Below are 23870 nucleotides of genomic sequence, written 5' to 3' on the forward strand. Positions count from 1 at the left end.
GAGGGAACCGCTTGAAATTGTTATTTACGCTTAGCTTGGCTCTGATCGTATGGGGGCTGTTCCGATACGATTGGCCGCGCATGAATGCCGGTATGAAAAAAGAAAAAACCGCCTTTATCGGCATTATCGCCGTCGCGGCTTTTCTGTCGATCCTGCTCATCTGGTTTCCCCGGATCCCAAGCGCCATGAAAATGATCGATCTGTTGTTCGGCCCGCTCGGTTCGATCTTGAAAACATAGCCGGAGGAGGTTGGCAATGCCCATGATCGAGAAGGGGAAAATTTCGTCGCTGCAATTGGGCTTGGCCATGTATCTGATGATCGGGGCCACCTCGACATTGATCGTTCCCGCCATCTCGGCCAAGCAGGCGAAGCAGGACATGTGGATCTCCCCGATCTGGGGAGCCTTATGGGGCATCCTCTGCATCTTCCTGGCCTGGAAGCTCGAGCGTCTCTATCCGCGGTCCACGTTCGTGGAATACAGCGAACGGATTGTCGGAAAAGTGGCGGGCAAGGCGATCAGCTTCGTCTTCCTCTTCTTCCTTCTGCTGGTCATCGGTTCGATTATCCGGGAGTACGAGGAATTCATTATTCTCGCCTTTCTTCCGAACACGCCGATGGCGGTCGTCGTGGCCGGCATCGTGATGGCCAGCTCCTTCGCCGTGCGAAGCGGCTTGGAGGTTCTCGTCCGGTTCGCCGTCTTGTTCGCGCCTCTGTTCGGTTTACTGCTCGCGTTTATCTTCTTGTTCCTTTTGCCTGATCTGGATTGGCAAAACGTTCGCCCCGTGCTGGGATACGGGGTGATGCCCTCGATCAAGGGAGCTATCGAACCGATCGCCTGGTTCATCGAATTTTTCGCGATCGCCTTTTTGCTGCCCTGCTTGCGGAACCGGAAGAGCGGTCTTCGCGCGGGATTGGGCGCCGTGCTGGCGATGCTCGCCACGATGGTGCTGGCTCATTTGACGTGCTTGCTCTTGTTCGGCGATCTCACGGCCGACCTTATGTTCCCCGTCTTCTCCGCTTCGCGGTTCATCAGCATCGCGGATTTCTTCTCGCACGTCGAATCGATCGTGGCGACGCTATGGCTGCTGGGCGGATTCGTTCAGATCTCCATGTGGCAGTACGCCCTGACGATCGGAACCGCCCAATGGCTCAAGCTCACGGACTACCGCCCTATCGTGTTCCCGCTCGGCTTCCTCGTCATCGCGTTCGCCAAGTGGGTGGCGCCCAACTTCCAGGACATGCTTGCTTTTTTCCTGACGACAGGTCCCGTCTTCTCCTTGCTCTGCCTGGTTCTCATCCCGGCCGCCTTGCTGTTTATCGCTCTGATCCGTAAAAGCTTCGGTTCGGGGAACTAAAGCGGCGGACAATGGAAGATAACCCCACAAAGCGGGGCTCAGCTTCGAAGCATACTCAGGTACTTTGCGGGGACCCCGGGAAACTTATACTTTCTTTATAGAGAAGAAAAGAAGAGACCGCTCCCGAAAGTCCGGACGGACCTGGAGAGCGCTCTCTTCTCCCGTTTTCGCTTATTTCTTGTTCTCCGCCAACCAGGCGTCCAGCTGCCGCTGCAGCTCGGCCTGCACTTTGTCGACGCCGGCCTTCTTCAGCTTGTTCAGGTACTCGGGCAAATACTCGGCCGGATCGACCGTTCCCGTGTCCAGAAGCGGTTCGTATTCCGCCTTGATGGCCGCGATGTTGGCATTCTCCGCCTTGACGGCCGAATCGTCGAAGTTGAACCCGAACGTCGGCTGCACGACCGCCGTCTCGTTCAGCTTCTTGGTCACTTCCCACGTATCCGGCGCCTGGCCTTCGATCAGGTAGCCGTTGAACACGTTGCCGAACACCCAGTTGGAAGCCGTATAGCCGCCGTTCGGATTCACCCGGATCGTCTTGTCGTCCAGCTTCTCGTAATGCTTGCCCTCGATGCCGAAGCTGAGCAGGTTGAACAGCTCGGGATCCGTATTGACCAATTCGATCAGCATCATGGCGCGTTCCGGGTTGGCGGAAGTGCGGCTGATGGAGGTGAGCGTCGCGATATTGGACGTGCGCGTCGTCGTTACGTCGGCGAGCGGGATGCCGACGATCTCCCGGCCGCCGTTCTTCGCCTTGATCTCCGCCTCGTAGCCCGGCTTCATCGAATATTCGATCGAGACGGCGAACTTGCCGTTATAGCTGGCGTCGATCTGCTTGACGGTGGACGCGTCCTCGTTGATATAGCCTTTCTCGAACCAACTATGCATCAGCTCGACGAAATGCTTGTATTCCGGCGTCGACTCGATGACGTTCGTCTTGAACGATTCATCCCCGATCTTGACTCCGTAGTCGTCGTCGTAGCCGTTGGAGAACGGATTGAACTTGGTCAGCGGGCCGGCGAGCATAAACGGCGTGATGCCCGGTTCGTTCTGCTTGACCTGCTCCAGGAACGGCTCCAGGTCGTCCAGCTTCTTCACCTTGGAGACGTCCAAGCCGTACTTGTCCGCGTACTCCTTGATCACGTTCACGCCATAGCGGGAAGTGACGGTCTGGTAGTTCGGAACGGCATAGATTTCGCCCTTGTACTTCGTCGCGTTCCACGTAAAATCGGGAATGGACGCCTTCGTCTTGGGCGCGTATTGGTCGATCAGCCGGTCCAGCGGAAGGAAGGCGCCCTTCTTCACGTTCTCGTCGTAGTTGAACGCCCAGTTCGCCGTCCAGACCAAGTCGAAGCGCTCGCCCGCGGCGCTGGCCGTATTCATCTTCGTCGTATAGCTGCCGAAGTCGATCGGCTTCAGCTTCACGGTGGCGTTGATTTTCGCTTTGACGATCTTGTTGACCTCGTCTTCGATCAGCTGCTGGTCGGGCGGCACCTGGGCGACGCCGTAATACCACGTCAGCTCGACCGGAGGCAGCCCGCTTCCCCCTTGATCGCCCGCGGAGGAACCGGATGCCGCCGGGGACGAGCCCCCGCTTGCCGCGGCTCCATTGCCGCCGTTATTGCCGTTATTGCCTCCGCAAGCCGATAACGTGAGTGCCAGACCGAGCGCGAGAACGCCTAGCATCCTTTTGTGAGCCATCGTAACCCCTCCGTGTATAGGTCTCTTATCCTTTCAACGAACCGACCGTCATGCCCTGCACGAAATATTTCTGGAAGAACGGGAACACGAACATCATCGGACCCGCGACCAGAATGACGAGCGCCATCCGCATGGACTCGTCGGGCAGCTGGCTCATGTCCAGCCCCAGGCTCTGAATGTATTTGCTGTTGTTGCGCAGGAAATCGAGCGTATTCATAATCCGCACGAGCAGAAGCTGCAGCGGCACCTTTCGGTCGTCGTCGATGAACAGCAGCGCGTTAAACCATTCGTTCCAATAATTGAAGGCGATGAACAGACCCAAAGTCGCCAGCGCCGGCGTGGACAATGGCAGGATCATGCGGAAGAAGATCCGCCACTCGCCGGCGCCGTCCACTTTCGCGGATTCGATGAGCTCGTACGGGATTTTGCCCATGAAGCCTTTCATGATGAGCACGTAGAAAGGGGACAGCATCCCCGGCAGGATAATCGCCCACAGGGAGTCCTTCAGGTGCAAATATTGCGTCATCAGAATGTAGAACGGCACGAGTCCTCCCGAGAACAGCATGGTGAAAAAGATATAGACCGTCAAGGGAACTCTCCACTTGTAATCCCTGCGCGAGATCGCGTACGCCACCATGCTGGTCAGCAGCAGGCTGAGAACCGTGCCCGCCGCTGTGATGAAGATCGTGTTGCCGTAAGCCCTCAGCACGATGCCGGGCGTCTGAAGCACGAAGTCGTAAGCGACCAGGCTGAACTTGCTCGGGAAGAACCGGTACCCGAATTCCGCGAGCGCCTTCTCGTCCGTCAGGGAGACGGAGACGATCAGCAGGAACGGCGCCACGATCCCGATCGACAGAAGGATGAAAAAAAGATGGATGACGATATTGCCTGCTTTGCGGTCCGACAGCGCGGCAGCGTTCATCGAAGTTCGCCTCCTACCACAGAGAATTTTCCTCGTTGATTTTGCGGACGGTGTAGTTGGCGGCCACGACCAGCACGAACCCGACCAGCGACTGATACAGACCGACGGCCGCCGCCATCGAAGTATCCCCGCTGACGGCAAGCGCACGGTAAACGAACGTATCGATAATATCGACCGTGTTGTACAGGAGCGGCGAATTGTTCGAGACGAAGTAGTGCAGGCCGAAGTCTCCCCGGAACATGCTGCCGATCGCCATGATGAGCAGAATCGTAATGAGCGGGGCCAGCATCGGAATCGTAATCTTGCGCACCATCTGGAATCGGGTCGCTCCGTCCATTCTCGCGGCCTCGTAATAGGAAGGGTCGATGGCGACGATGCCGGCGTAATAGACGAGCGCGGAGAAGCCGATCGATTTCCACAGATGGGCCAAGGTCAGAATGAACGGCCAGTAAGCCGGTTCGAGGTACCATCGGATCCGCTCCCCGCCCATCGACAGGATGAGCCGGTTAACGAATCCGTTGTCGTGATCCAGAAACATCTGTACCAGGAACATGATGACGATCCAGGAGACGAACGTCGGCAGGAACATGACGGTCTGATAATATTTGCTCCACTTTCTCGAGATTTCGTTCAGCAGGACGGCCACGAGCAGGGCGCAGAACGTGGTCACGATCCAGAACCAGACGTTGTACAGAATGGTGTTGCGGGTCACGATGAAAGCCTTCTCGGAAATGAAGAAAAACTTGAAGTTCTGAAGCCCGACCCATTCGCTCCCCCATATCCCCCGGTCGTAACGGTAGTTCTTGAAGGCGATAATGACGCCGAACATCGTCAGGTAGCTGAAGACGAAGATGTAAAGAACCGCCGGAAGCGCGAGGAAGCTCAGCTCCTTGTCGCCGCTGCGCAGCAGCTTTCTTCGCGCTTTGCCCTTCTTCGCTTCGGCGATGCCGGCGATGCGAGCGCCCGCTTCGTTCTGGTTCATGAGGGTTGTCCTCCTTTCTTTTTTGTTCTTTTTCTCCGTTCGAGCGGAATGGCGCGGATCGGTTCGAATATCGGCCGTCCGATCCGCCCATCCCATCATGCCATCGCCCGACTCGCCTTTGAAATCCTAAAAAGGCGATATCGTATCAAAATGAATCGCGATATTCGCTTATGATTTGGATTTGGCCGCCATCAGCTCGATCGCGTTGCCGCCCTTGGCGTAGTTGTACACATTGAAGTACCCTTCCGCCGCGATCGGATTGGACGGATCGGCGTCCAGCTCGTTCAGAACGACGTTCTTGCCCGACTTCAGAATGAACCGCCGACCCCCCTCGACCGGGACGACGCCGATCTCGATGTCGTACTCGCCTCCCGCCTTAAACGCCGTATTCGGGACGATGCGCATCATCGTCTGGCCCGGCTTCCATGACTGCAGCTCGATCTGGTCTTCCTTGATGACGACCAGATAGCCTTTGTTCCCGTTCACCCAGGTCGGGTCGCCGGTCCGGTCGGACCGCAGCGCGAACCCGTACCAGCCCCCTTCATAGGCGCCGAACTTGGCGCGGAACCGCAGCAGCTTGCCGCCGAGCTTCGTCTTCTCGTATCCGAACGCGCCTTCGCCGGCAAACCGGACGTTCCTGCGCGGGAAGCTGACCGCCTGCGAATCCGTCCAATTTTTCTTATCCTTGATCGCCTTGTTCAACAGCTCGATCGGATAGTTCGGCCAGGGCCGCACCGTAACCTTCGCGCTCGCCTTGATCCCTTCGTCCGCGTCCGATACGGCGGTAATGACCGCCGAGCCCTGCCCGTGTCCGGTCATGACGCCGGCTTCATCGACACTGGCCGTCTCCGGCGCGCTGGAGACCCATTTGATCTTCCGGTTGGAAGCGTTCGCCGGTTGGACGGCGGCTGTAAGCGGAACGATCTCGCCCATCTCGAGCGTGAATGCGCCACGATCCAGCGTAATCCCCGTCACCGGCTCCCGGATGACCGAGAACTTCACGTCGTCGAATTGCAGATCCGTGAGCCCTTCCACGTAAAAGCCCACTTTGCCGCTCGCGCTGTGCGCCGGGTTGGCGCCTTGCATTCGCAGTTCCCCGTTCACGTACAGGCTGACGCTCGCGCCTTGAACGACGAGCTGGATCTCGTTGACGCTGCCGGGCTTCAGATCGTCCTGCGGCAGTTCAACCTCCTGAAGCGCCTGCCACTGCGAGTCGTAGTACCCCCACAGGGAACCGGCTTCCGTCTTTTTGTAGAATACGTAGCCGCTCCCGTTCTCCCCGTTGCGATCGTACATCAGGAAGTTGGCTCCGACCGGTACGGCGGCAGGCATCTTCACCTTGTATTCGAGCACGTAGTCGGAAAAATCGCGCGGCGACTGCGCGTTCGCGCCGCCGACGATTCGGTACCAATGGTTGCCATCCGAATCTTCCGCAATGCTTCGATTGGCGTCGACCGGCCAGCCGTTGCCCCCCGATTCGAAGTCGGTGAAGTGCATCACCCCGTCGCCGTCCGCGACGGTCACCTCGCATTCGGCCTTCAAAGCCGGATTCGCCTTCGACACGGCCGTGATGACCGCGGTTCCCGGCGCCAACGCCTCCGCCTCGCCGCCGGCATCCACGGCCGCAACGTTCGGATCGCTGCTGCTGTACGCGATGCCGGTCTCCGAGGCGTTCCACGGAATCGGTTCCGCCCGGACCGGCGCCTTCGTTCCCAATTCCAGCGTCACGCTAGAAGAGGGGAAAGCGACTCCGGCCAGTTCGACCGTATCGGGCGAGGCGGTGAGGCCGATTTTCCCGTGCGTCCCGATCTGTTCGAACGGAATGGCCTCAAATCCCGGAATGCGCGCGAACACCGCCGCGTCGTCCTTCAGCCGGAAATCTCCTGCCGCGAGGTCCTCGAAGCCCGGATCCTGATCGGCCACCCAGTTGCCTTCGGCATGAAGCAGCTGATTGACGTCCCGCGCGCCCTGCGCGTCCACATCCTTCGAACGCTGCACCGCCTTGTTATAGACGACGTTATTCGTGAACGTGTTGGTGTCCGGATAATACCGGTTCTCGTCGAAGAAGTTTGCCAGCTCCGGATATTGCTCCAAATAAGGCGTTCCGGCGAAGTTGTCGTTCTGTTCGAACAGCGCCTTCCATTGCGGCATGTAGGCGGTATCGACCTTGTTGCCCGGTCCGTCGCCCATGAACAGCTCCTGGTTGTCGTACGGGATGTACGTGTCCACGAAAATGTTGTTGTCGGCCTTGATATAGGAGCCCATATTGTTCTTGATTCCGGAATTGCCCATCTTGTAGAAAATGTTGCCTTCGATCGTCAGCCCCATTGTCAGGTTGTCCGGGTATACGCCCTCCACGCCCGGCTTGTTCTCGCCGATATGGTGGAAGTAGTTGTGCCGGATGACCGTTCCCCGGTGCTGCGGCGTGGCGCCTTCGTTCATGTAGATCGCGCCCAGGTCCGAGAACATTTTGCAGATGTCGTAAATGTCGTTGTTCTCGACCAGATGGTCGTTGCCGAAGATCAGAATGCCCGGATGCGGCGCGTCGTGTATCTCGTTGCCGATCGCCTGATTGCCGACTCCGCTTAGGGACACGCCGGGATTGTACGCTTTGTTGTAGTAGGCAAAATCATGGATATGCGAATTTTCCACCTTGTTGTTACCGGGAGTCAACGTGACCGCGTCGCCTCCGTTCAGCGTAACGGCGGCGCCCCCGATATGGTGGATATGCGTATTCGAGACAAGATGGTCGTGACCGGTAAGCGCATCGTCCGGGACCGGATCCATAAACCGCGTCGTCTCGTTGACGGACACCGCCTTGTTCGCGAAGTTGCCGATATCGCAGTGGTCGATCGTCACGTGGCTTCCGCCGATGATGACGGCCGCCGTATCCCGGCCGTACTCCAGCGACAACTCCTCGAAGCTCACGTAGGAGGCGTCGCGCGCGGAGATCATCGGATCGCGCAGCGTCGTTACCGTAACGTCGCCATGCCCGGTCTTGAACGCCGCGTTCGGCAGCAGATACAGGAGTCCGTTCGTCCGGTCGATGTAATATTCGCCCGGCCGATCGATCTCTTCGAGCAGGTTCTCCGCGAAATGGAAGTCGGGGTACCAGTTTTTCTGGATGCCGGACATCTCCCCGTATTGCAGCGTAATCGTCTTCTGCTCGGTATCGATGGACGCGATCCTGTTGTAGGACCATTCCCAGCTGTAGCCGAAGATGCCGTCCAGCCAAATATCGTCCGCTTGCGTCCATAACGACGGGCGGTCGTAATCGTAATGGAACGTCCCGCCTCTCGTCTGAAGATCCGGGTCGTCCACCGTCGGACCGGGATCGACGATGTCCCCCATCTGGACCGTCCCTTCGTTCGGCCAGCGCGCCAGCGTCATCCCCTGCCCGTCGATGTACAGCTCCATCGGAGGCAGCTCGCTGATATCGCTCGCTTTCCAGTACCCGTGCCGGCTGATCGTCCCGTAATCGGTCAGGCCGTGGGCTTTCAGATCGAAGCGCAGCACCTGACCGCGCGCGGCCGGATCGATGATTCGCTGCAGAACGGCCGGATCCGTCACCGGCTCGAAGCCGGAACGGTCCAGATTCGTGCCGCCCGTCAGCCGCGCCGTCTCGCCCGGATACGAGCGGTAGACGATCGGGGAATCCGCGGTGCCCGAATCCGCCTCCGTAAGTTCGAACGCTTCGTTTCTCTCGTAGGTTCCTTCCCGCAAATAGACCGTGACGCCTCCGGCCGGCAATCCGTTCGTGCTCTTCAGCGTTCGGATCGCATCCCTCGCCGCCTCCGGCGTTTGGAACGGATCGCCGGGACCGCCGGAGTTGGAATCGCTTCCATTCGGAGCGACATAAAATGCCGTCCCGGCGCTCCCCTCCGCATACCCATGCGGAACCCCATGCGCCACGGGGAACCAGCCCAGCAATAGACAGACTGCCAGCCCTAATGCCGAATACCGCTTGCCCATTACCCTTCACACCTTTCGGATTCGAAATGTGTTACCGGTATCATTCTGGCAAACGGCACCCGGCGCCGGCCATCCCAAATCGGAGACAATGTCGCGATGCGCATCCCAAAATTCGAACATCGTCTCAATTTTGCGTTCCGGCCCGCGCTTCGGCGCCGATCGTCCGATGGAAACGGTAATCCTTGGGCGTGACGCCGAACCTTTTTTTGAACAAGGTGATAAAATAGCTCGAGTTGTTGAAGCCGAGATAGTCGGCGATCTCCTTGACGCTGAAGTCGCTGCCCAGCAGCATCTCCCGCGCTTTCTCCAGCCGGTGCCCGTTAATGTAGTCTCCGACCGACATCTTCTCGTACTGCTTGAAAATGCGGCCGACGTAGGCCGTCGACATCTTGAAGTTGGATGCGATGTTCTGCAGGCTCAGATTGACGTCGAGCGCGTTCTTCTCCACGAATTCCTTGATCGCGTCGACGATCATCCGGTTCTTGTCTTCCTTCTGCGGGAGCGGCTCGGACTGGCAGAGCTGCTCCAGGAACTGTTCGATCTTCTCCCTCATCTCCGCGAGCGTATCGGACCGGATCACCTTGGCGCCAAGCGTCTGCATCTCGACCGGATGAACCTGATCTTGAAAGGCAGGCTCCCGCAGCAGCGGCTTGATGACAAGCACGAGCTGCTGAACCGCGAACGTCATCTCGTCGTACGGGAAGGCAGAGATCGCCGCGAACCACTTGTCCAGCGCGGCGCGGATCGCCTTGCTCTCTCTCGAGCGGATCGCTTCGCCCAGCTTCTTCTCCCATTCCGGCGGGATCGCGGCATCCTGGCGGTCCATATTGGCCGCGACATCCTCGGGGAAGATGACCGAACCGCGACCGTACAGCAGGCGATACATCAATTGCTGAACCGTCAAATGATAGGCTTCGCTGACGGCTTTGTCATCCGACACGGGATGGCTGACCGACACGGAGAACGTCCTGCGGTAATAGCGGCCGCACGTGTCGACGGCTTCCTTCAGCAGCGCCTTCAGCTCTTCGGGATCCTCCTTGCCTTCCGGCAGCCGAACGACCGCGACGATAAACTCGTTCTTCATATCCAGCACTCTCGCGGAATACGTCCGGGAGAGCGTCTCTTCCGCGATATTGCACACCGCGAACCGATAAAGGTCCTCCTGAACGGACGGAGTCGCCGTCGGCAAGTCGGGAACCAGAACGGCCAGCTTCCATTGCGGGCTCTCATCTTCTCCGGGGAAGAGCTCGGGATGCGCGTCCGCGCACTCCTTCCGCTCCGCCTCCGTCATGGAACCGCTGTCGGTTATCCATCGCCTAAGGCGGTAATCGCCGACGATTCGCTGGTTTCTTTTCTCCTCCCGGTTGGCCGACTCGAGCTCGCTGAGCGTATGCCGGTAGACGCCGGTGATATAGCTCATTTCGTCCCTGGTACTCGGCGGCTCCTGCTCCCGATGGGCGGAGTGGCGCCGGAACAGCTCCGTCAGCTTGCCGACCGGCCGGTACAGCCGGTTCCCGGCCGCGACGGAGAGAACGATGGAGACGGCGAGCGAGACGGCGATCAAGAGAAACGAAATATTCCGGAACGATTCCACCCGGCCCATGACTTTCTCGTAAGAGAGAAGGCTGACCAGCCGCCAATCGTTCAGGCCGATGCTCATCTCGGAGACATAAAACTTGCGTCCGTCTTCGCTGAGGATCGACCACTGCCCGGATTCGCCGGGACGGTCTCGGGGGATCCGCTTGACCGTCTCGATATCGGCCTCCTCCGTTCCGCCGTTCTTCCCGTCATGATAGGCCAGCAGCCGTCCGTTCTGATCCAGGACGAGAATGCCGTCCCGCGGATCGGCCAGCTCGTTCAGATTGGAGATGTTGTCGAAGATCCATTGCGGCCTGACGTTCACGATCACGGCGTTCGGGAGGGCGTCGCCCGACGGATGGCTGTCCAGCACGAAGTAAGAGAACAGATCCACGTTCGAACTGCCTTCGTCCCTCTTCATCGGAACGAGCCTGCCGCTGGGCGACGGAGCGAATTGCCGCAGCTGTTCCAGCGTCATCTTGCGCAGTTCGTCCATGTGGTCCCGCGACCATTTTCCTGAACCGCTTACATACAATTGTTCGGCCGCGCCGCTGTAGACGGCGATGGAATCGACGAACGACGTGGAATCGGCTACGGTGTCCAGCGTCCGCAGCGTCTGGAACTTCGTGAACGGGTCCGGCTCTCTTGCGTTCATCAGATAGACCATGCTCTTGTCGAAGCTCATCATGATCGCGATATTTTGAACGATCTCGTTCAAATAGTTGATGTTGTACTTGATCTGCGTCAGCACTTTCTCGTTGGCGTCCTGCTGCGTCTTCAACACGATATCCTTGGTGAAAAAGTAGTAGGAGAACGAAAAGATGATCAGCACGGAGGCGGCCGACAAGTTGAAATAAATCAGGATTCGCCGCAAGTATTTCCGGCTGCCGAGCGCTCGGATCATGCCCATGCGAAAGGCTCCCCCTCATTCTCCTTTTTTGAATATCTTAAAGCATTTAGGTTCATCGTCAAGTTATAAAAATTGCGAATCATACGAAAAAACGCACCCCGAAGGGGTGCGCAAGGAGTTTCTCAAGGATTCGGATTGACGGCATCGCGGAAATCGTAATAGACCAAACGGCGAGCCTCATTGTCGAAGGTCACTAGCCCCATACCCGAAATGCCGTTCAGCGACTGGTTGTAATTATCGCGTTCCTTGTAATCTTTCAAGTTCCAGAACGTGTATCCCGCCATGAAGTCCTTCCGGGCGACCGCCTGGTCCCAGTGAAGCTTGAACTTGTTCGCCTGCCATTCCTCGGTGCCGGCCGTGTCCGCGGAACCGTGGGTGCCGTAGATGGACCAGGTGCCGTTCTCGGTAATCAATATCGGCTTGTCCGGATACTGCCGGTGAACGGCATCGAGCGTCGGCCCCAGATCGCTGTCTTTCATGTAAAAATAGCCGAAGTACTCGTTGAACCCGATCACGTCGGCAAGGTCGAACGCCGGATCCCAGCTGCTGCTGGACGCCCATGTGACCGGCCGGTTCTGCAGGTCGACGCTCTTCACCGCCTGCTTCATGTCCGCCAGCCAATTCCGGTACGCGGTCGGATCCGAGCCGATCGTCGATTCGTTCTGCAGCGACCACAGGATCACGGAAGGATCGTTCGCCTGATTCCAGGCCATGGTCAGGGCAAGCGCCCGGGAAAGACCGTACGTTTCGGTCTGGGTTTGAATGCTTGCCGTATCGACCCACATGTTGTCGAGATCGTCCATCACGAGCAAGCCATGCTTATCGGCATATTCGTAGACGTAGGGATGGCGGTTGTATACGCTGTTGCGGATGAAGTTCGCCTTCAGATCGGTCACCAGGCCGAGCTCGGCGTCGTACTCCTCCTTGGTCATGGACCGGCCGCTCGCCGCCGTCTCCTCATGCCAATTGACGCCCTTCAGGAAAATTTGCCTTCCGTTCAGCATCAGCTTTCCGTTCGCCGCCTCGATGGTGCGCATGCCGTACCGGACCGACAGCCGGTCGTCGACGGAGCCGTGTCCGTTCTGAAGCTGACCTTCTCCATTGCCCTTGTACAAAGCGACGGACGCTTCGTACACATTCGGAGTCGCCGTATCCCAGGGCTGGGCTTCCGGGATCGGAAGATCGAACGAGACGACCTTCGCTTCGCCGGGCCCAATCGTGACTTCCCGGTTCTGAATGCCGCCTCCGGTTCCCTCGCCCGGGTCCGCCGCGACGAGCCTCGATTCTTCCTTCTCGCCGTGATTGTAAAGGACGGCCGCCAGCCGAAGCCGGTGATCCTTCGCCACGGTTAACAGCTTGCTGACCGTAACCTGCGAGGAAGCTTCCAGGTAGACGCTGCGCGTGATCCCGGCATATGGCCAGTAGTCGACCGGACCGGGCGGCAGCTCCGTCTGGGATCGGATCGGCTTCGGATTCGGCCCCGTATAGGTATCGAAGGAAGGTCGCCGATAGACTCTCACCGCGATCACGTTGTCTTTGCCCGGCTGCAGCCGATCCCCGACATCGAGCGAGAACGGCGTATTGCCTCCTTCATGGGCCCCGACGAATTCCCCGTTCACGTACACCCAGGTCTTGTAGCCGGCGCCGAGAAAGTTCAATTTCACGAACCGATTTTTCCAATTGGCATCCGGCTTGAGGTGCGTTCGATACCAGGCGTACCCGTCCCGGAACGCGCTCCCTTCTCCGAACCGGCTGCCGTCATAGGTGCCGAAGCCCGGCGTATCGTACAAATCCCAGCTGCCGGGCACCTTCTCCGAAGCCCAGGAGGAATCGTCGAAATTCTGCTCCTGCCAACCGTCGGCCAGTCCTTGGTCTTGCGGGTCGAAGGCGAATTTCCACATTCCGTCCAACGACAGGTAGTCTCTGGCCGCTTCCGGAGAATCCCACGTATCGAACGCGGGCACCGGCTTGCCGTATTGATAGACCACATTGATGCCGTCAATCGGCTTGACGACGGTGTCCATCGGTTCCTTGGCGAAAGAATCCGCTTCCAAAATTCCGGTTGAAGAAGGTTCCGCCGAGGCGGCTGCCGGCCATCCGATCATGCAGGCCAGCAGCGGGACGACTAGCGCTTTCGCACGTGACAACTTCATTGCAACTTGCACCTCTCCTTCGTCGGTTCTTTATTTTCACCTCCCAGTATAATCCTCTCTTCGCGGTAGCGAACGTAATATCCGGCTGTCCAGCCACATCATCGGGCTAAGTTGGCTTCGTCCTCTATTGTGCTTCCTCCACATGGACGAATGCGACTTCTCTTCCCCCTCTTGCAAGCTTGGCGATCCCGTAATAGACGAGGCCGAACGCCAGCCATCCCGCGCCCAGCATCAAGGATGCCAGATCCAGCCGGGTAATCAGGTAAAAGACGAATCCGGCCCCGATCAACGGGCAGCCGAACCGGAAAATCCAGTCGCCGGCGGAGCGCCTTCTCTCCCTCACGATGTAGTGGAAGACGACGGACAGATTCACGAACAGAAACGCGGTCAAGGCGCCGAAGTTCACGAATTTGATCGCCGTATCCAGATGGATAAAAAGAGCGAACAGCGAGACGACGCTGGCGAGGACGATGTTGAAGACCGGCGTGCGAAACCGGGAATGCACCGAGCCGAAACTTCCGGCCGGAAGGATATGGGACCGGCCCATCACGAACATCATGCGGGAAACGGTGGTCATCGAGGACATGGATTGGGAGAGAATCGAGAAGATGATGACGAAGGTGAAGATGGAGGCCAAAGCGCTGCCGCCGATCGTTCCCATGAGCTCGAAGCCCGCCGAATCGATGTTTTTGAAAGAGTAGCCCGGGTACATCTGTTGAATCAAGTAGGCGGTGGCGAAGTATAGCAGCGCCGCGACGGCGACGATGATCATGATCGCCCGGGGAATCGTTCGGCGGGGGTCCTTCGTCTCCTCGGCCATCGTCGTCACGGAATCGAATCCGAGGAAAGAGAAACAAACGAGCGATGCTCCGGCCAGCAGCTCGGAGACGGTAACGCCGTCCGCGCCGCCGAACGGGTTGAAGCCCGCGCTCAAGCCGCCCTGCACCGCTTTGTAGACGAGAAGGGCGCAAAATCCGGCGATAAAGAAGATTTGCAGGAGCACGAAGATCCGGTTGACGTTGGCGGACGTCTTGATGCCGATAATGTTGACGATCATCACGATCAGCGTGATCAATACGATCCAGAAGGCCGAAGGAACGGACGGAAATTGGGCGTGAAGGTTGATGCCGAACATCAGAACGGCGATGATGCAGGAGAACAAATAATCGAGCAGAATGGCCCAGCCGACGACGAAGCCGAGGAACGGATGCATCGACCTGGATACGTACGTATAGGCGGACCCGGATTCCGGATAAGCCTTCGACATCTCGCCGTAGCTCCCCGCCGTAAACAGGATGGCGACGAATGCCAGGACGTAAGCGGCGAGCAGCATGCCATGGGCCCCTTCGCTCAGCACTCCGAAGCTCGTAAAAAAGATCATCGGCGACATCCAGGCTAGCCCCATGGCTACGACATGGTACAATGACAGGTTTCGTTTCAGACTAACGGGTTTGATCATCGCAATTGTCCCCCTCGTCAACTCCCCAACGGAATCGGCGTGATAATACTTCACATTATTAAGGCGGAAATTCTTAAAAATCAAGTGAGAAATTTATTTTTTTTCTTCCGTATTGCCAATCTCTAAATTTGGTGTTAACATTCATGACATAACAAAACTTCATAACCAAATGTTTTCTAGGGTTCCGGATTGCCCCGCAATCGCCTGGACCGAGAGAAAACGCATCGGTCCGCGAACCGATGTACACGGCGGGATAAAAGCCCGGGAGAACCGTTCAGAAAGATTTTCTTTTTGACGATTCTTCCAGGGCTTTTTTATTTTTTCTTCGAGGAGGATTTCCCATGTCGAAACTGTATGCCATCACGCTAGGCCCGGGCCACAAATGGTCGGCCTGCGTCGGAAGCGGGAAAACGATCCGCATGACCGCGCATGGAGACCGAGCCAATCTGTCCGGTTTGTTCTTCAACGCCGCGCATCCGTCCGAACGCTACAATATGCCGGACACGCTGAAGGCCCAGCATACCGCCCGCCTGACCGCGGGCCACATTCTGATGAGCGACCAGGGCAAAGCCATGGTCTCGATCGTCGAGGATGAGGTCGGCTGGCACGACCCGCTGTCCGGCTACTCCACAAGACAGGGCACGGACGACAGGTACGGGCATACGTCCTACCAGACGAACCGCAACGAATGGCTGAGAAGCGGGGAAGAAAATCTGACGGTCGAGCTGTTCCGCCATGGCCTCGGCGTTCGCGATCTGGCGCCGCCGGTGAACTTCTTCTCCCAAGTCGCATGCGAGGCCGACGGCACGATGCGGTACGTGCCCCAGCCCGCGGCGGGCCGATCGGTGACGCTGCGCACGGAGATGAGCTTGCTGATCGTCCTCTCGAATACTCCGAACCCGCTCGATCCTTCCGGGGTCTATCCCGACGCCGCGATCGAGCTGCGGATCGAGGATGCGATGCCGGTCCGGGAAGACGACCCATGCTTGACGCGGTGCGGCGAGAACCGCCGGGCCTTCGAGAATACATGGAACGCAAAGATGCTGCTGAAGGGGGCTTACTGAGATGAGCGAATATCGGAACGCAACGAGCCAGCTTCGCGAGGAAGACGCCGTCTACTCTCGCGTCATTCCGGCGGGAGACGGCTGGATCTACGACCTGCTGCCCGGTCAGACGCTTCGGATTGTGGATCTGGAGGGCAACCAGGCCGTCGATACGCTGTTCTACTTGACGGACGACCCGGGCGATCGCTACAGCGCGATCCGGACGATTACCGGTCAGCGCAATTTGTACCTGACGACCGGCTCCGTCCTCGTGTCGGAATCCGGACGCCCGATGCTGAAGATCACGGCCGACACCTGCGGCCGGCACGACACCATCGGCGGCGCCTGCTCGGCCCAGAGCAATACGGTCCGCTACGCGCACGAGAAGCTGCCGATGCACAATTGCCGGGACACCTTCATGAAAATGCTGTCGCAGCGAAGCGAATACGGCAAGCGCGACCTTGCGCCGAACGTGAACTTCTTCATGAACGTTCCGGTGACGCCCGAGGGCGGTCTGGAATTCGCCGACGGCGTCTCCGGTCCCGGCCGTTACGTGGAGCTGCACGCGCTTGAGCCGGTCACGGCGCTGATCAGCAACTGCCCGCAGCTCAACAACCCTTGCAATGCGTACAACCCGACGCCGGCTCAAGTTCTCATCTGGGATAAGGGAGAAGATGCCCATGTTTAATAAAGTGCTGATCGCCAACCGCGGCGCCATTGCCGTCCGAATCATCCGAACGCTCAAAAAAATGGGCATCACCTCCGTCGCGGTCTTCACCGACGCCGACCGCGACAGCCTGCACGTCTCGCACGCCGACGAGGCGGTCCGGATCGGAGACGGCCCCGCCAAAGACAGTTATTTGAACGCAGAGCTTATTCTGCGGACCGCGCTGGAGACAGGCGCCGAAGCTATCCACCCCGGCTATGGCTTCCTCAGCGAAAACACGGCGTTCGCCCGCGCCTGCGCGGAGCGCGGCATCGCGTTCATCGGCCCTTCGCCCGAACAGATCGAGCTGTTCGGCCTCAAGCATACGGCCCGCGCGATCGCCATGGAAGCGGGGCTCCCGCTGCTCCCGGGCACCGGGCTTGTCGGCGAGATCGAAGAAGCCCTCCGGCTTGCCGCCGAGATCGGTTATCCGGTCATGCTCAAGAGCACGGCCGGCGGAGGCGGGATCGGCATGCGCATCTGCGAGGACGAGCGCGAGCTGCGGGAGGCATTCGATTCGGTCACGCGTCTCGCGGCCGCCAACTTTAACGACGGCGGCGTCTTCCTTGAGAGATATATCCGCCGCGCGCGTCATGTCGAGGTGCAGATCTTCGGCAATGCGTACGGCGAGGCCGTGGCGCTCGGCGAACGCGACTGCTCCGTACAGCGGCGGAATCAGAAAATCGTCGAAGAGACGCCGGCTCCTCTGTTCCCCGAAGCCGTCCGGACCGACATGCACGAGCATGCGCGACGGCTTGCCCATGCGGCCGGCTACCGCAGCGCGGGAACGGTCGAATTTCTGTACGATCCGGACGAGGAGCGCTATTACTTCCTCGAGGTGAACACGCGGCTTCAAGTCGAACACGGGGTCACGGAAGAGGCGTTCGGCATCGACCTGGTCGAGTGGATGATTCGCGAGGCCGACGGATCGCTGCGCGGACTCGAGGATCTGGCCGGCAAGTCCGCGGGACACAGCCTCCAGGTTCGCCTTTACGCCGAGGACAGCGTGCATGACTTCCGTCCGAGCGACGGCCGGATCGACGATGTACGCTTCCCCGACGTGCGCATCGAGACATGGATTCAGCCCGGACTGAACGTCACGACGCTATACGATCCGATGCTGGCCAAGATCATTGTCCGGGCCGAGACCCGCGAAGCGGCCATCGACCGGATGATCTCGGCTCTCGGAGAACTTCGCGTATATGGGCTTGCGACGAACCAATCGTACATCGAGTCGTTTCTGCGAACGGCCTCTTTTCGCGAGGGGCACGTATACACCTCGATGCTGCAGGGCTATACGCCGCGCGAGCATGCGATCGAGGTACTGGACGGCGGCGTGCAGACGACCGTTCAGGATTATCCCGGCCGGAACGGCTATTGGGACATCGGCGTCCCTCCCTCCGGACCGATGGACAGTCTGTCCTTCCGCATCGGCAACCGCCTTCTGGGCAACGACGAATCCGCGCCGGGCTTGGAGATGACGTTGCGCGGCGGCTCTTACCGCTTCCGCGACGATATGCTGATCTGCTTGACAGGCGCGGACATGGGGGCAACGCTCGACGGAGCACCGATTCCGATGTACGCGCCGATTCAGGCGCCGGCCGGATCGGTGCTCGCGTTCGGCGAGGCGGCCGCCGGCATGAGATCGTACCTGCTCGTCGCCGGCGGGCTCGATATGCCGTTGACGCTCGGCAGCGCCTCGACCTTCACGCTAGGCGGATTCGGCGGCCACTCGGGCGGCGCGCTTCGCACCGGCGCCGTATTGGGCGTGAACCGGCCGGCGGATCCGGCGCGCCCCCTCTCTCCCTTGGCTCCGGCGTCGCGTCCCGAGCCGGCGAAGGAATGGACGATCGGCGTCATCCCGGGCCCGCATTGCACGGAGGAATACTTGCTGCCCGCCTATCTGGAGCAGCTGACCTCAACTTCCTGGGAAGTTCATTTCAACAGCTCGCGAACGGGCGTCCGCCTGATCGGGCCCGCCCCGCTATGGGCACGCGAGGACGGAGGAGACGCCGGGCTTCATCCCTCGAACATCCATGACAACGCGTATGCCGTCGGCGCGCTCGACTTGACCGGCGACATGCCCATCCTGCTCGGCCCGGACGGCCCGAGTCTCGGCGGCTTCGTCTGCCCGGTCACGACCGCTTCGGCGGAGCTGTGGAAGATCGGCCAGCTCCATCCGGGCGACAAGGTGCGTTTCGTCTTGATCACGGTCGAAGAAGCGGAAGCGCTGCGGCACGCTCAGGAACGATTCTTGAACGGACTACCGACCGGGAATCCCCCTCTCCCCTCCCTGCCTGAATCCTCAAGCGGACGTTACGCGCCGCTGCTCGCATACGAGGAAGAAGGCCGCCGATTCCCGATCGCCGTCCGCTGCTCGGGCGACGAGAACATTCTGGTCGAATACGGCGAACGGGAGCTGAACCTGCTGTACCGGTTCCAGGTTTACGTTCTTATGCAGGCGATCAAGGAAAGCGGCAGCATTCCGTACGTCGAGATGACGCCCGGCATCCGCTCCTTGCAGATTCATCTGAAGCCGGACCTCATCACCGTCAGAGAAGCTGCGGCGAAAGTCATGGAGCTGGATCTGCGTCTGCCGGGACTGGAAACGATCGAGGTTCCGTCGCGCATCGTGAAGCTGCCGCTGTCGTGGGATGACCCCGCCACGCGGCTTGCGATCGAACGGTATCGGCAGAACGTCCGGCCCGATGCGCCGTGGTGCCCGAGCAACCTCGAGTTTATCCGTCGGATGAACGGTCTCGGCTCGCTTGAGGAAGTGGCCGAAGTCGTTTTCAACGCGAATTATCTCGTCATGGGACTCGGCGACGTATATCTGGGAGCGCCGGTCGCGGTCCCGCTGGATCCACGGCACCGGCTGGTGACGACCAAGTACAATCCGGCGCGCACCTGGACGCCAGAGAATGCCGTCGGCATCGGCGGCGCTTACCTGTGCGTGTACGGCATGGAAGGCCCGGGCGGCTATCAATTCGTCGGACGCACGGTCCAAATGTGGAACAAGCATCGCGCCACATCGAACTTCGAGCCGGGCAAGCCCTGGCTGCTGCGCTTCTTCGATCAGATCCGGTTCTATCCGGTATCCGAACAGGAGCTGCTCCGGATGCGGGAAGACTTCCCGCGCGGCGACTTCGTCGTCGAGATCGAGGAGACGACCTTCCGCCTGGGCGATTATCTGGCTTGGCTCGACGGCATCAAGGAGCCTGCCGCTGCATTTCGGAGCCGGCAGCAGCGGGCGTTCCAAGAGGAGCGCGCGCGTTGGAAGGAACTCGGCATCGCCGAATACGTATCCGAGCCGGAGTCCGCCTCCTCTCAGGGGCAGGACGATCTGCCGGAAGGAAGCGTCGGCGTGAACTGCCTGATGTCGGGGAGCGTATGGAAGGTGCTGGTGCAGCCGGGCCAATCGGTGAAAAAGAACGACGTTCTGATCGTCGAGGAGAGCATGAAGATGGAGTTCTCCCAGCTGGCGCCGTTCGACGGCGTGATCGCATCCGTCTTCGTCGAGACGGGCGATCAGGTTCGAGCCGGCGATTGCATCGCGGCGATCTACGCCATGGAAGAGGTGAGAAGCTGATGGCCGCGAATTCCGTTCCGTTCGAAATGACCGTCGACGCGCTGCGGCAAGGTTACCGCTCCCGAAGCTTCACCCCGGAGGAAGTCGTCCGGGTCATCGTCGACCGGGCGCGGCGGGACAGCGGCATGAACATCTGGATCGTTCCGCCTTCGTACGAGCGGATCGTTCCCTATCTGACTCGGCTGGCGGATCTCGACCCGCTGGACTGCCCGCTATGGGGCATCCCGTTCGCCGTCAAGGACAACATCGAGGTTGCGGGCTGGCCGCTCACCGCCGCCTGTCCCGCCTTCGAGCGGATTCCGGGCTCTCATGCCGAAGTCGTGGAACGGCTGCTGGCGGCAGGCGCCATTCCGGTGGGCAAGGCCAACCTCGATCAATTCGCGACGGGGCTCGTCGGCACCCGCAGCCCGTACGGCGCGACCCATAACGCATTGCGGCCCGAGCTGATCAGCGGCGGCTCCAGCTCGGGGTCGGCGGTCGCCGTGGCGCGGGGCCAGGCGGCTTTCGCGCTCGGCACCGACACCGCCGGTTCCGGACGGGTGCCCGCCGCCCTCAACCGGCTTGTCGGCTACAAGCCGGCGGTCGGCGCCTGGCCGACGCGGGGCGTGCTCCCCGCCTGCCGCAGCATCGACTGCGTCACCGTCTTCGCCTATCGGATGACGGACGCCAAGGAAGTGGACCGCGTCGTCCGCGGCCCGGCCAGCGACGATCCCTATTCGGCGGATCGTCCGCTCCGCCGCGCCGAACTGCCGAAGACGTGGCTCCTGCCGGAGCAGAAGCCGGAATTTTACGGTCCGTTCGCGGCGGAATACGAAGCGGCATGGGAACGGACCCTCGAGACGCTGGAGCATGCCGGCGTCCGCGTGCGGAAAGTCGACACCGGACTGCTGCGCGAGGCGGCCGCCCTGCTCTACGAAGGCCCGCTCGTCGCCGAGCGGTGGGCCGATCTCGGACCGTTCGCCGACGCTCATCCCGGCGCCCTCTATCCGGCGACCGAGACGGTTCTTCGTTCCGGCGTCCGGCCGGACTTCGACGCCCCCACTCTGTTCCGGGCTCAGCATCGGCTGGCGGCCATCCGGCAGTCGACGCGGGAAATGCTGCGCGGTTCCGTGCTCGTTCTGCCCACCTGCGGCGGCACCTGGACGCGCGAGCAAGTCGAAGCCGATCCGATCGCCGCGAACAGCAAAATGGGTTGGTATACGAATCACTGCAACCTGCTCGACTTGAGCGCCGTCGCCATCCCTTCGTACGATGCCGGCGATCGGCTGCCCTTCGGCATCACCCTCTTCACCGTGCCGGAAGAAGAAGCGAATCTTGACCCGGCCGCTTCGTTCTTTGAACGAGCGGCGGAATCCGTTACCGTAGCGGTCTGCGGGCTGCATATGCGCGATTTCGGCCTGGAACCCCAGATGACGGGACTGCGCGCGGAGTTCGTTGCGGAAGCGCGAACCGCCGGGCGTTACAGGCTGTATAAGCTTCCGACCTCTCCCGCCAAGCCGGGTCTGGTGCGGGTCGCAGAAGGCGGCGCCGCCATCGCGGTTGAACTGTGGCGGATGCCCGCCGCCTCCTTCGGCGCCTTCGCGGCCTCGATCCCCGCCCCGCTCGGCATCGGCAAAATCGAGCTCGACGACGGCCGAATCGTCTCCGGCTTCTTGTGCGAAGCGTATGCCGGCGGAGGAGCCGTCGACATCACCGAAGCCGGCGGATGGCGTGCGGCCCTAACGATGGAGCAGGAGTCGATTCGAGAATAGGCTGCGTATTTCTTCTATATAATAGGAACACAAAAAAACCGTCGTCCCGGTAGACGACGGTTTTTCGTTCACGCTGCGATTTAGCGCGCTGCCTGCAACGGCTCGTTCTCGCTAAGACCCAGCGACCGTGCCGTCGAAGTATGAATTTCCCGGATCAGTTCCGGATTTTTGAGCAAGGACAAGCCGTACGAAGGAATCATTTCCGTCAGCTTGGGCTCCCAGGCTTTGAGATGCTGAGGGAAGCATCTTTTGATAATCTCAAGCATAACGGACACGGCGGTGGAAGCGCCCGGCGATGCGCCGAGCAGCGCGGCGATCGAGCCGTCGGCGGCGCTCACGACCTCCGTACCGAACTGAAGCGTTCCTTTGCCGCCTTGGGCCGTATCCTTGATGACCTGCACGCGTTGGCCGGCAACGATCAAGTCCCAATCCTCGCTTCGGGCGTTCGGAATGAAGTCGCGCAATTCCTCCATGCGCTGTTCTTTCGACAGCATCAGCTGTTGAATCAGGTACTTGGTAAGCGACATCTCTTTGACGCCTGCCGCCATCATCGTGAGAAGATTATGCGGCTTGATGGATGTAATCAAGTCGAACATGGATCCTGTCTTTAAGAACTTCGGCGAGAAGCCGGCGAACGGTCCGAACAACAGCGATTTTTTGTTGTCGATGAACCGGGTGTCCAGATGCGGAACGGACATCGGCGGAGCGCCGACCGAAGCTTTGCCGTACACTTTGGCGTGATGCTGCTCGACGACCTCCGGATTGTTGCACACCATAAAGAGCCCGCTGACCGGAAAGCCCCCGATATGCTTGCCTTCGGGAATTCCGGATTTTTGCAGAATATGCAAGCTTCCTCCGCCCGCGCCGATAAAGACGAACTTCGCGGTATGGCGCTCCACGGATCCGCTGCCGAGATTTTTCACTTTCAATTCCCACGATCCGTCGCTCGCGCGTTTCATGTTTTTGACGGAGTGGTTGTAATGGATTCCGACGTCATGCTTCTTGAGGTGCTCGATCAGCATACGCGTCAGCGCGCCGAAGTTGACATCCGTTCCGGAATCGATCTTGGTAGCCGCGATCGGCTCGCTGGAAGAGCGGCCCTTCATCATGAGCGGAATCCATTCCGCCAGTTTGGCCGGATCGTCGGAATACTCCATTCCTTGAAACAGCGGATTATGGGACAATGCTTCAAACCGTTTTTTCAAAAACGATACGTTCTTTTCCCCGCGCACGTAGCTCATATGAGGCAACGGCACGATAAAGTCCTGCGGATTGCGGATCAGCTTGCTGTCTACCAGGTAAGACCAGAACTGTCTGGACACCTGAAACTGTTCGTTTACGTTGATCGCTTTGCTGATGTCGATGGATCCGTCCGATTTTTCGGTCGTATAGTTAAGCTCGCACAGGGCGGCATGCCCCGTTCCCGCGTTATTCCATTCGTTCGAGCTTTCTTCTCCCGGTTTGCCGAGTTTCTCGAACACGGTAATTTTCCAATCCGGCGCCAACTGCTTGAGCATCGTTCCCAATGTCGCGCTCATGATTCCGGCCCCGATTAAGATCACGTCTGATTTCGTTTGTTCGTTGCTCATGTTAACCGTCCTTATAACCTGAAATTTAAAGAAAGCCATCAAACGGCAAACCAAAGGCGCGACCTCGTCGCGCTGCTTGTCAGGAATAATTATATCATAGCGAATCGATCAAATTGATAAATAATTATATTTGATCACGCTATAAACGATCGTTATAGGCCG

Annotated in this window: 14 protein-coding genes and 1 riboswitch; of the genes, 6 read left to right on the forward strand and 8 right to left on the reverse strand. The window is 59.5% G+C overall.

Annotated elements, in window-relative coordinates; all coding sequences use genetic code 11:
• Positions 1-11: 11 nt before the first annotated feature.
• Both H7C18_RS27325 and H7C18_RS27330 read left to right on the forward strand, forming a co-directional pair.
• Positions 12-239, forward strand: coding sequence for a hypothetical protein (locus tag H7C18_RS27325; RefSeq protein WP_185132307.1), 228 nt, complete (start codon positions 12-14; stop codon positions 237-239).
• A gap of 16 nt (positions 240-255) precedes the next feature.
• Positions 256-1356 (forward strand): GerAB/ArcD/ProY family transporter, encoded by a 1101-nt coding sequence (locus H7C18_RS27330; protein WP_185132308.1) that lies wholly within the window; start codon positions 256-258, stop codon positions 1354-1356.
• 171 nt (positions 1357-1527) lie between these two features.
• On the opposite strand, the gene H7C18_RS27335 is transcribed toward H7C18_RS27330, so the two are convergent.
• The 7 genes from H7C18_RS27335 to H7C18_RS27365 all read right to left on the reverse strand — a co-directional run bounded on the left by H7C18_RS27335 (position 1528) and on the right by H7C18_RS27365 (position 15030).
• Positions 1528-3054: an ABC transporter substrate-binding protein gene (locus H7C18_RS27335; RefSeq protein ID WP_185132309.1), complete on the reverse strand. Its 1527-nt coding sequence runs from the start codon at positions 3052-3054 to the stop codon at positions 1528-1530.
• Between the two features lie 25 nt (positions 3055-3079).
• Positions 3080-3976 carry a carbohydrate ABC transporter permease gene (locus H7C18_RS27340; RefSeq protein WP_185132310.1) on the reverse strand — a complete coding sequence of 299 codons (897 nt, stop codon included), beginning with the start codon at positions 3974-3976 and terminating at the stop codon, positions 3080-3082.
• Between the two features lie 13 nt (positions 3977-3989).
• Positions 3990-4958, reverse strand: a complete 969-nt coding sequence (locus tag H7C18_RS27345) for an ABC transporter permease (RefSeq protein ID WP_185132311.1) — start codon at positions 4956-4958, stop codon at positions 3990-3992.
• A 168-nt stretch (positions 4959-5126) separates the two neighbouring features.
• Positions 5127-8930 (reverse strand): Ig-like domain-containing protein, encoded by a 3804-nt coding sequence (locus H7C18_RS27350; RefSeq protein ID WP_185132312.1) that lies wholly within the window; start codon positions 8928-8930, stop codon positions 5127-5129.
• Positions 8931-9054: 124 nt separating this feature from the next.
• Complete coding sequence (locus H7C18_RS27355; RefSeq protein ID WP_185132313.1) at positions 9055-11418, reverse strand: AraC family transcriptional regulator; 2364 nt, start codon at positions 11416-11418, stop codon at positions 9055-9057.
• A gap of 122 nt (positions 11419-11540) precedes the next feature.
• The gene (locus H7C18_RS27360) at positions 11541-13571 is read right to left on the reverse strand and encodes a glycoside hydrolase family 2 protein (protein WP_202887536.1); all 2031 of its coding nucleotides are present in this window, start codon (positions 13569-13571) and stop codon (positions 11541-11543) included.
• Between the two features lie 124 nt (positions 13572-13695).
• Positions 13696-15030, reverse strand: a complete 1335-nt coding sequence (locus H7C18_RS27365; protein WP_185132314.1) for an APC family permease — start codon at positions 15028-15030, stop codon at positions 13696-13698.
• Positions 15031-15195: 165 nt separating this feature from the next.
• Positions 15196-15300, forward strand: a riboswitch (guanidine-I (ykkC/yxkD leader).
• Between the two features lie 71 nt (positions 15301-15371).
• On the opposite strand from H7C18_RS27365, the gene H7C18_RS27370 reads away from it, so the two are divergent.
• Genes H7C18_RS27370 through H7C18_RS27385 form a run of 4 tightly spaced genes read left to right on the forward strand, consistent with a single transcriptional unit; the run spans position 15372 to position 22119 of the window.
• Positions 15372-16094, forward strand: a complete 723-nt coding sequence (locus tag H7C18_RS27370; RefSeq protein WP_185132315.1) for an urea amidolyase associated protein UAAP1 — start codon at positions 15372-15374, stop codon at positions 16092-16094.
• A gap of 1 nt (position 16095) precedes the next feature.
• On the forward strand, positions 16096-16761 hold the full coding sequence (locus H7C18_RS27375) for an urea amidolyase associated protein UAAP2 (protein ID WP_185132316.1): 666 nt from the start codon (positions 16096-16098) through the stop codon (positions 16759-16761).
• A complete protein-coding gene (gene uca / locus H7C18_RS27380) occupies positions 16754-20368 on the forward strand; it encodes an urea carboxylase (RefSeq protein WP_185132317.1) in 3615 nt (1204 codons plus the stop codon). Before H7C18_RS27375 ends, uca begins: the two co-directional genes overlap by 8 nt.
• Complete coding sequence (locus H7C18_RS27385) at positions 20368-22119, forward strand: allophanate hydrolase (protein ID WP_185132318.1); 1752 nt, start codon at positions 20368-20370, stop codon at positions 22117-22119. The genes uca and H7C18_RS27385 overlap by 1 nt, the downstream gene beginning before the upstream one ends.
• Before the next feature lie 80 nt (positions 22120-22199).
• Here the strand turns inward: H7C18_RS27385 and H7C18_RS27390 are convergent, their stop codons facing one another.
• On the reverse strand, positions 22200-23747 hold the full coding sequence (locus tag H7C18_RS27390; protein WP_185132349.1) for a malate:quinone oxidoreductase: 1548 nt from the start codon (positions 23745-23747) through the stop codon (positions 22200-22202).
• Between the last annotated feature and the right edge of the window lie 123 nt (positions 23748-23870).

This window comes from Cohnella zeiphila (assembly GCF_014212055.1).
Taxonomy (GTDB): domain Bacteria; phylum Bacillota; class Bacilli; order Paenibacillales; family Paenibacillaceae; genus Cohnella; species Cohnella zeiphila.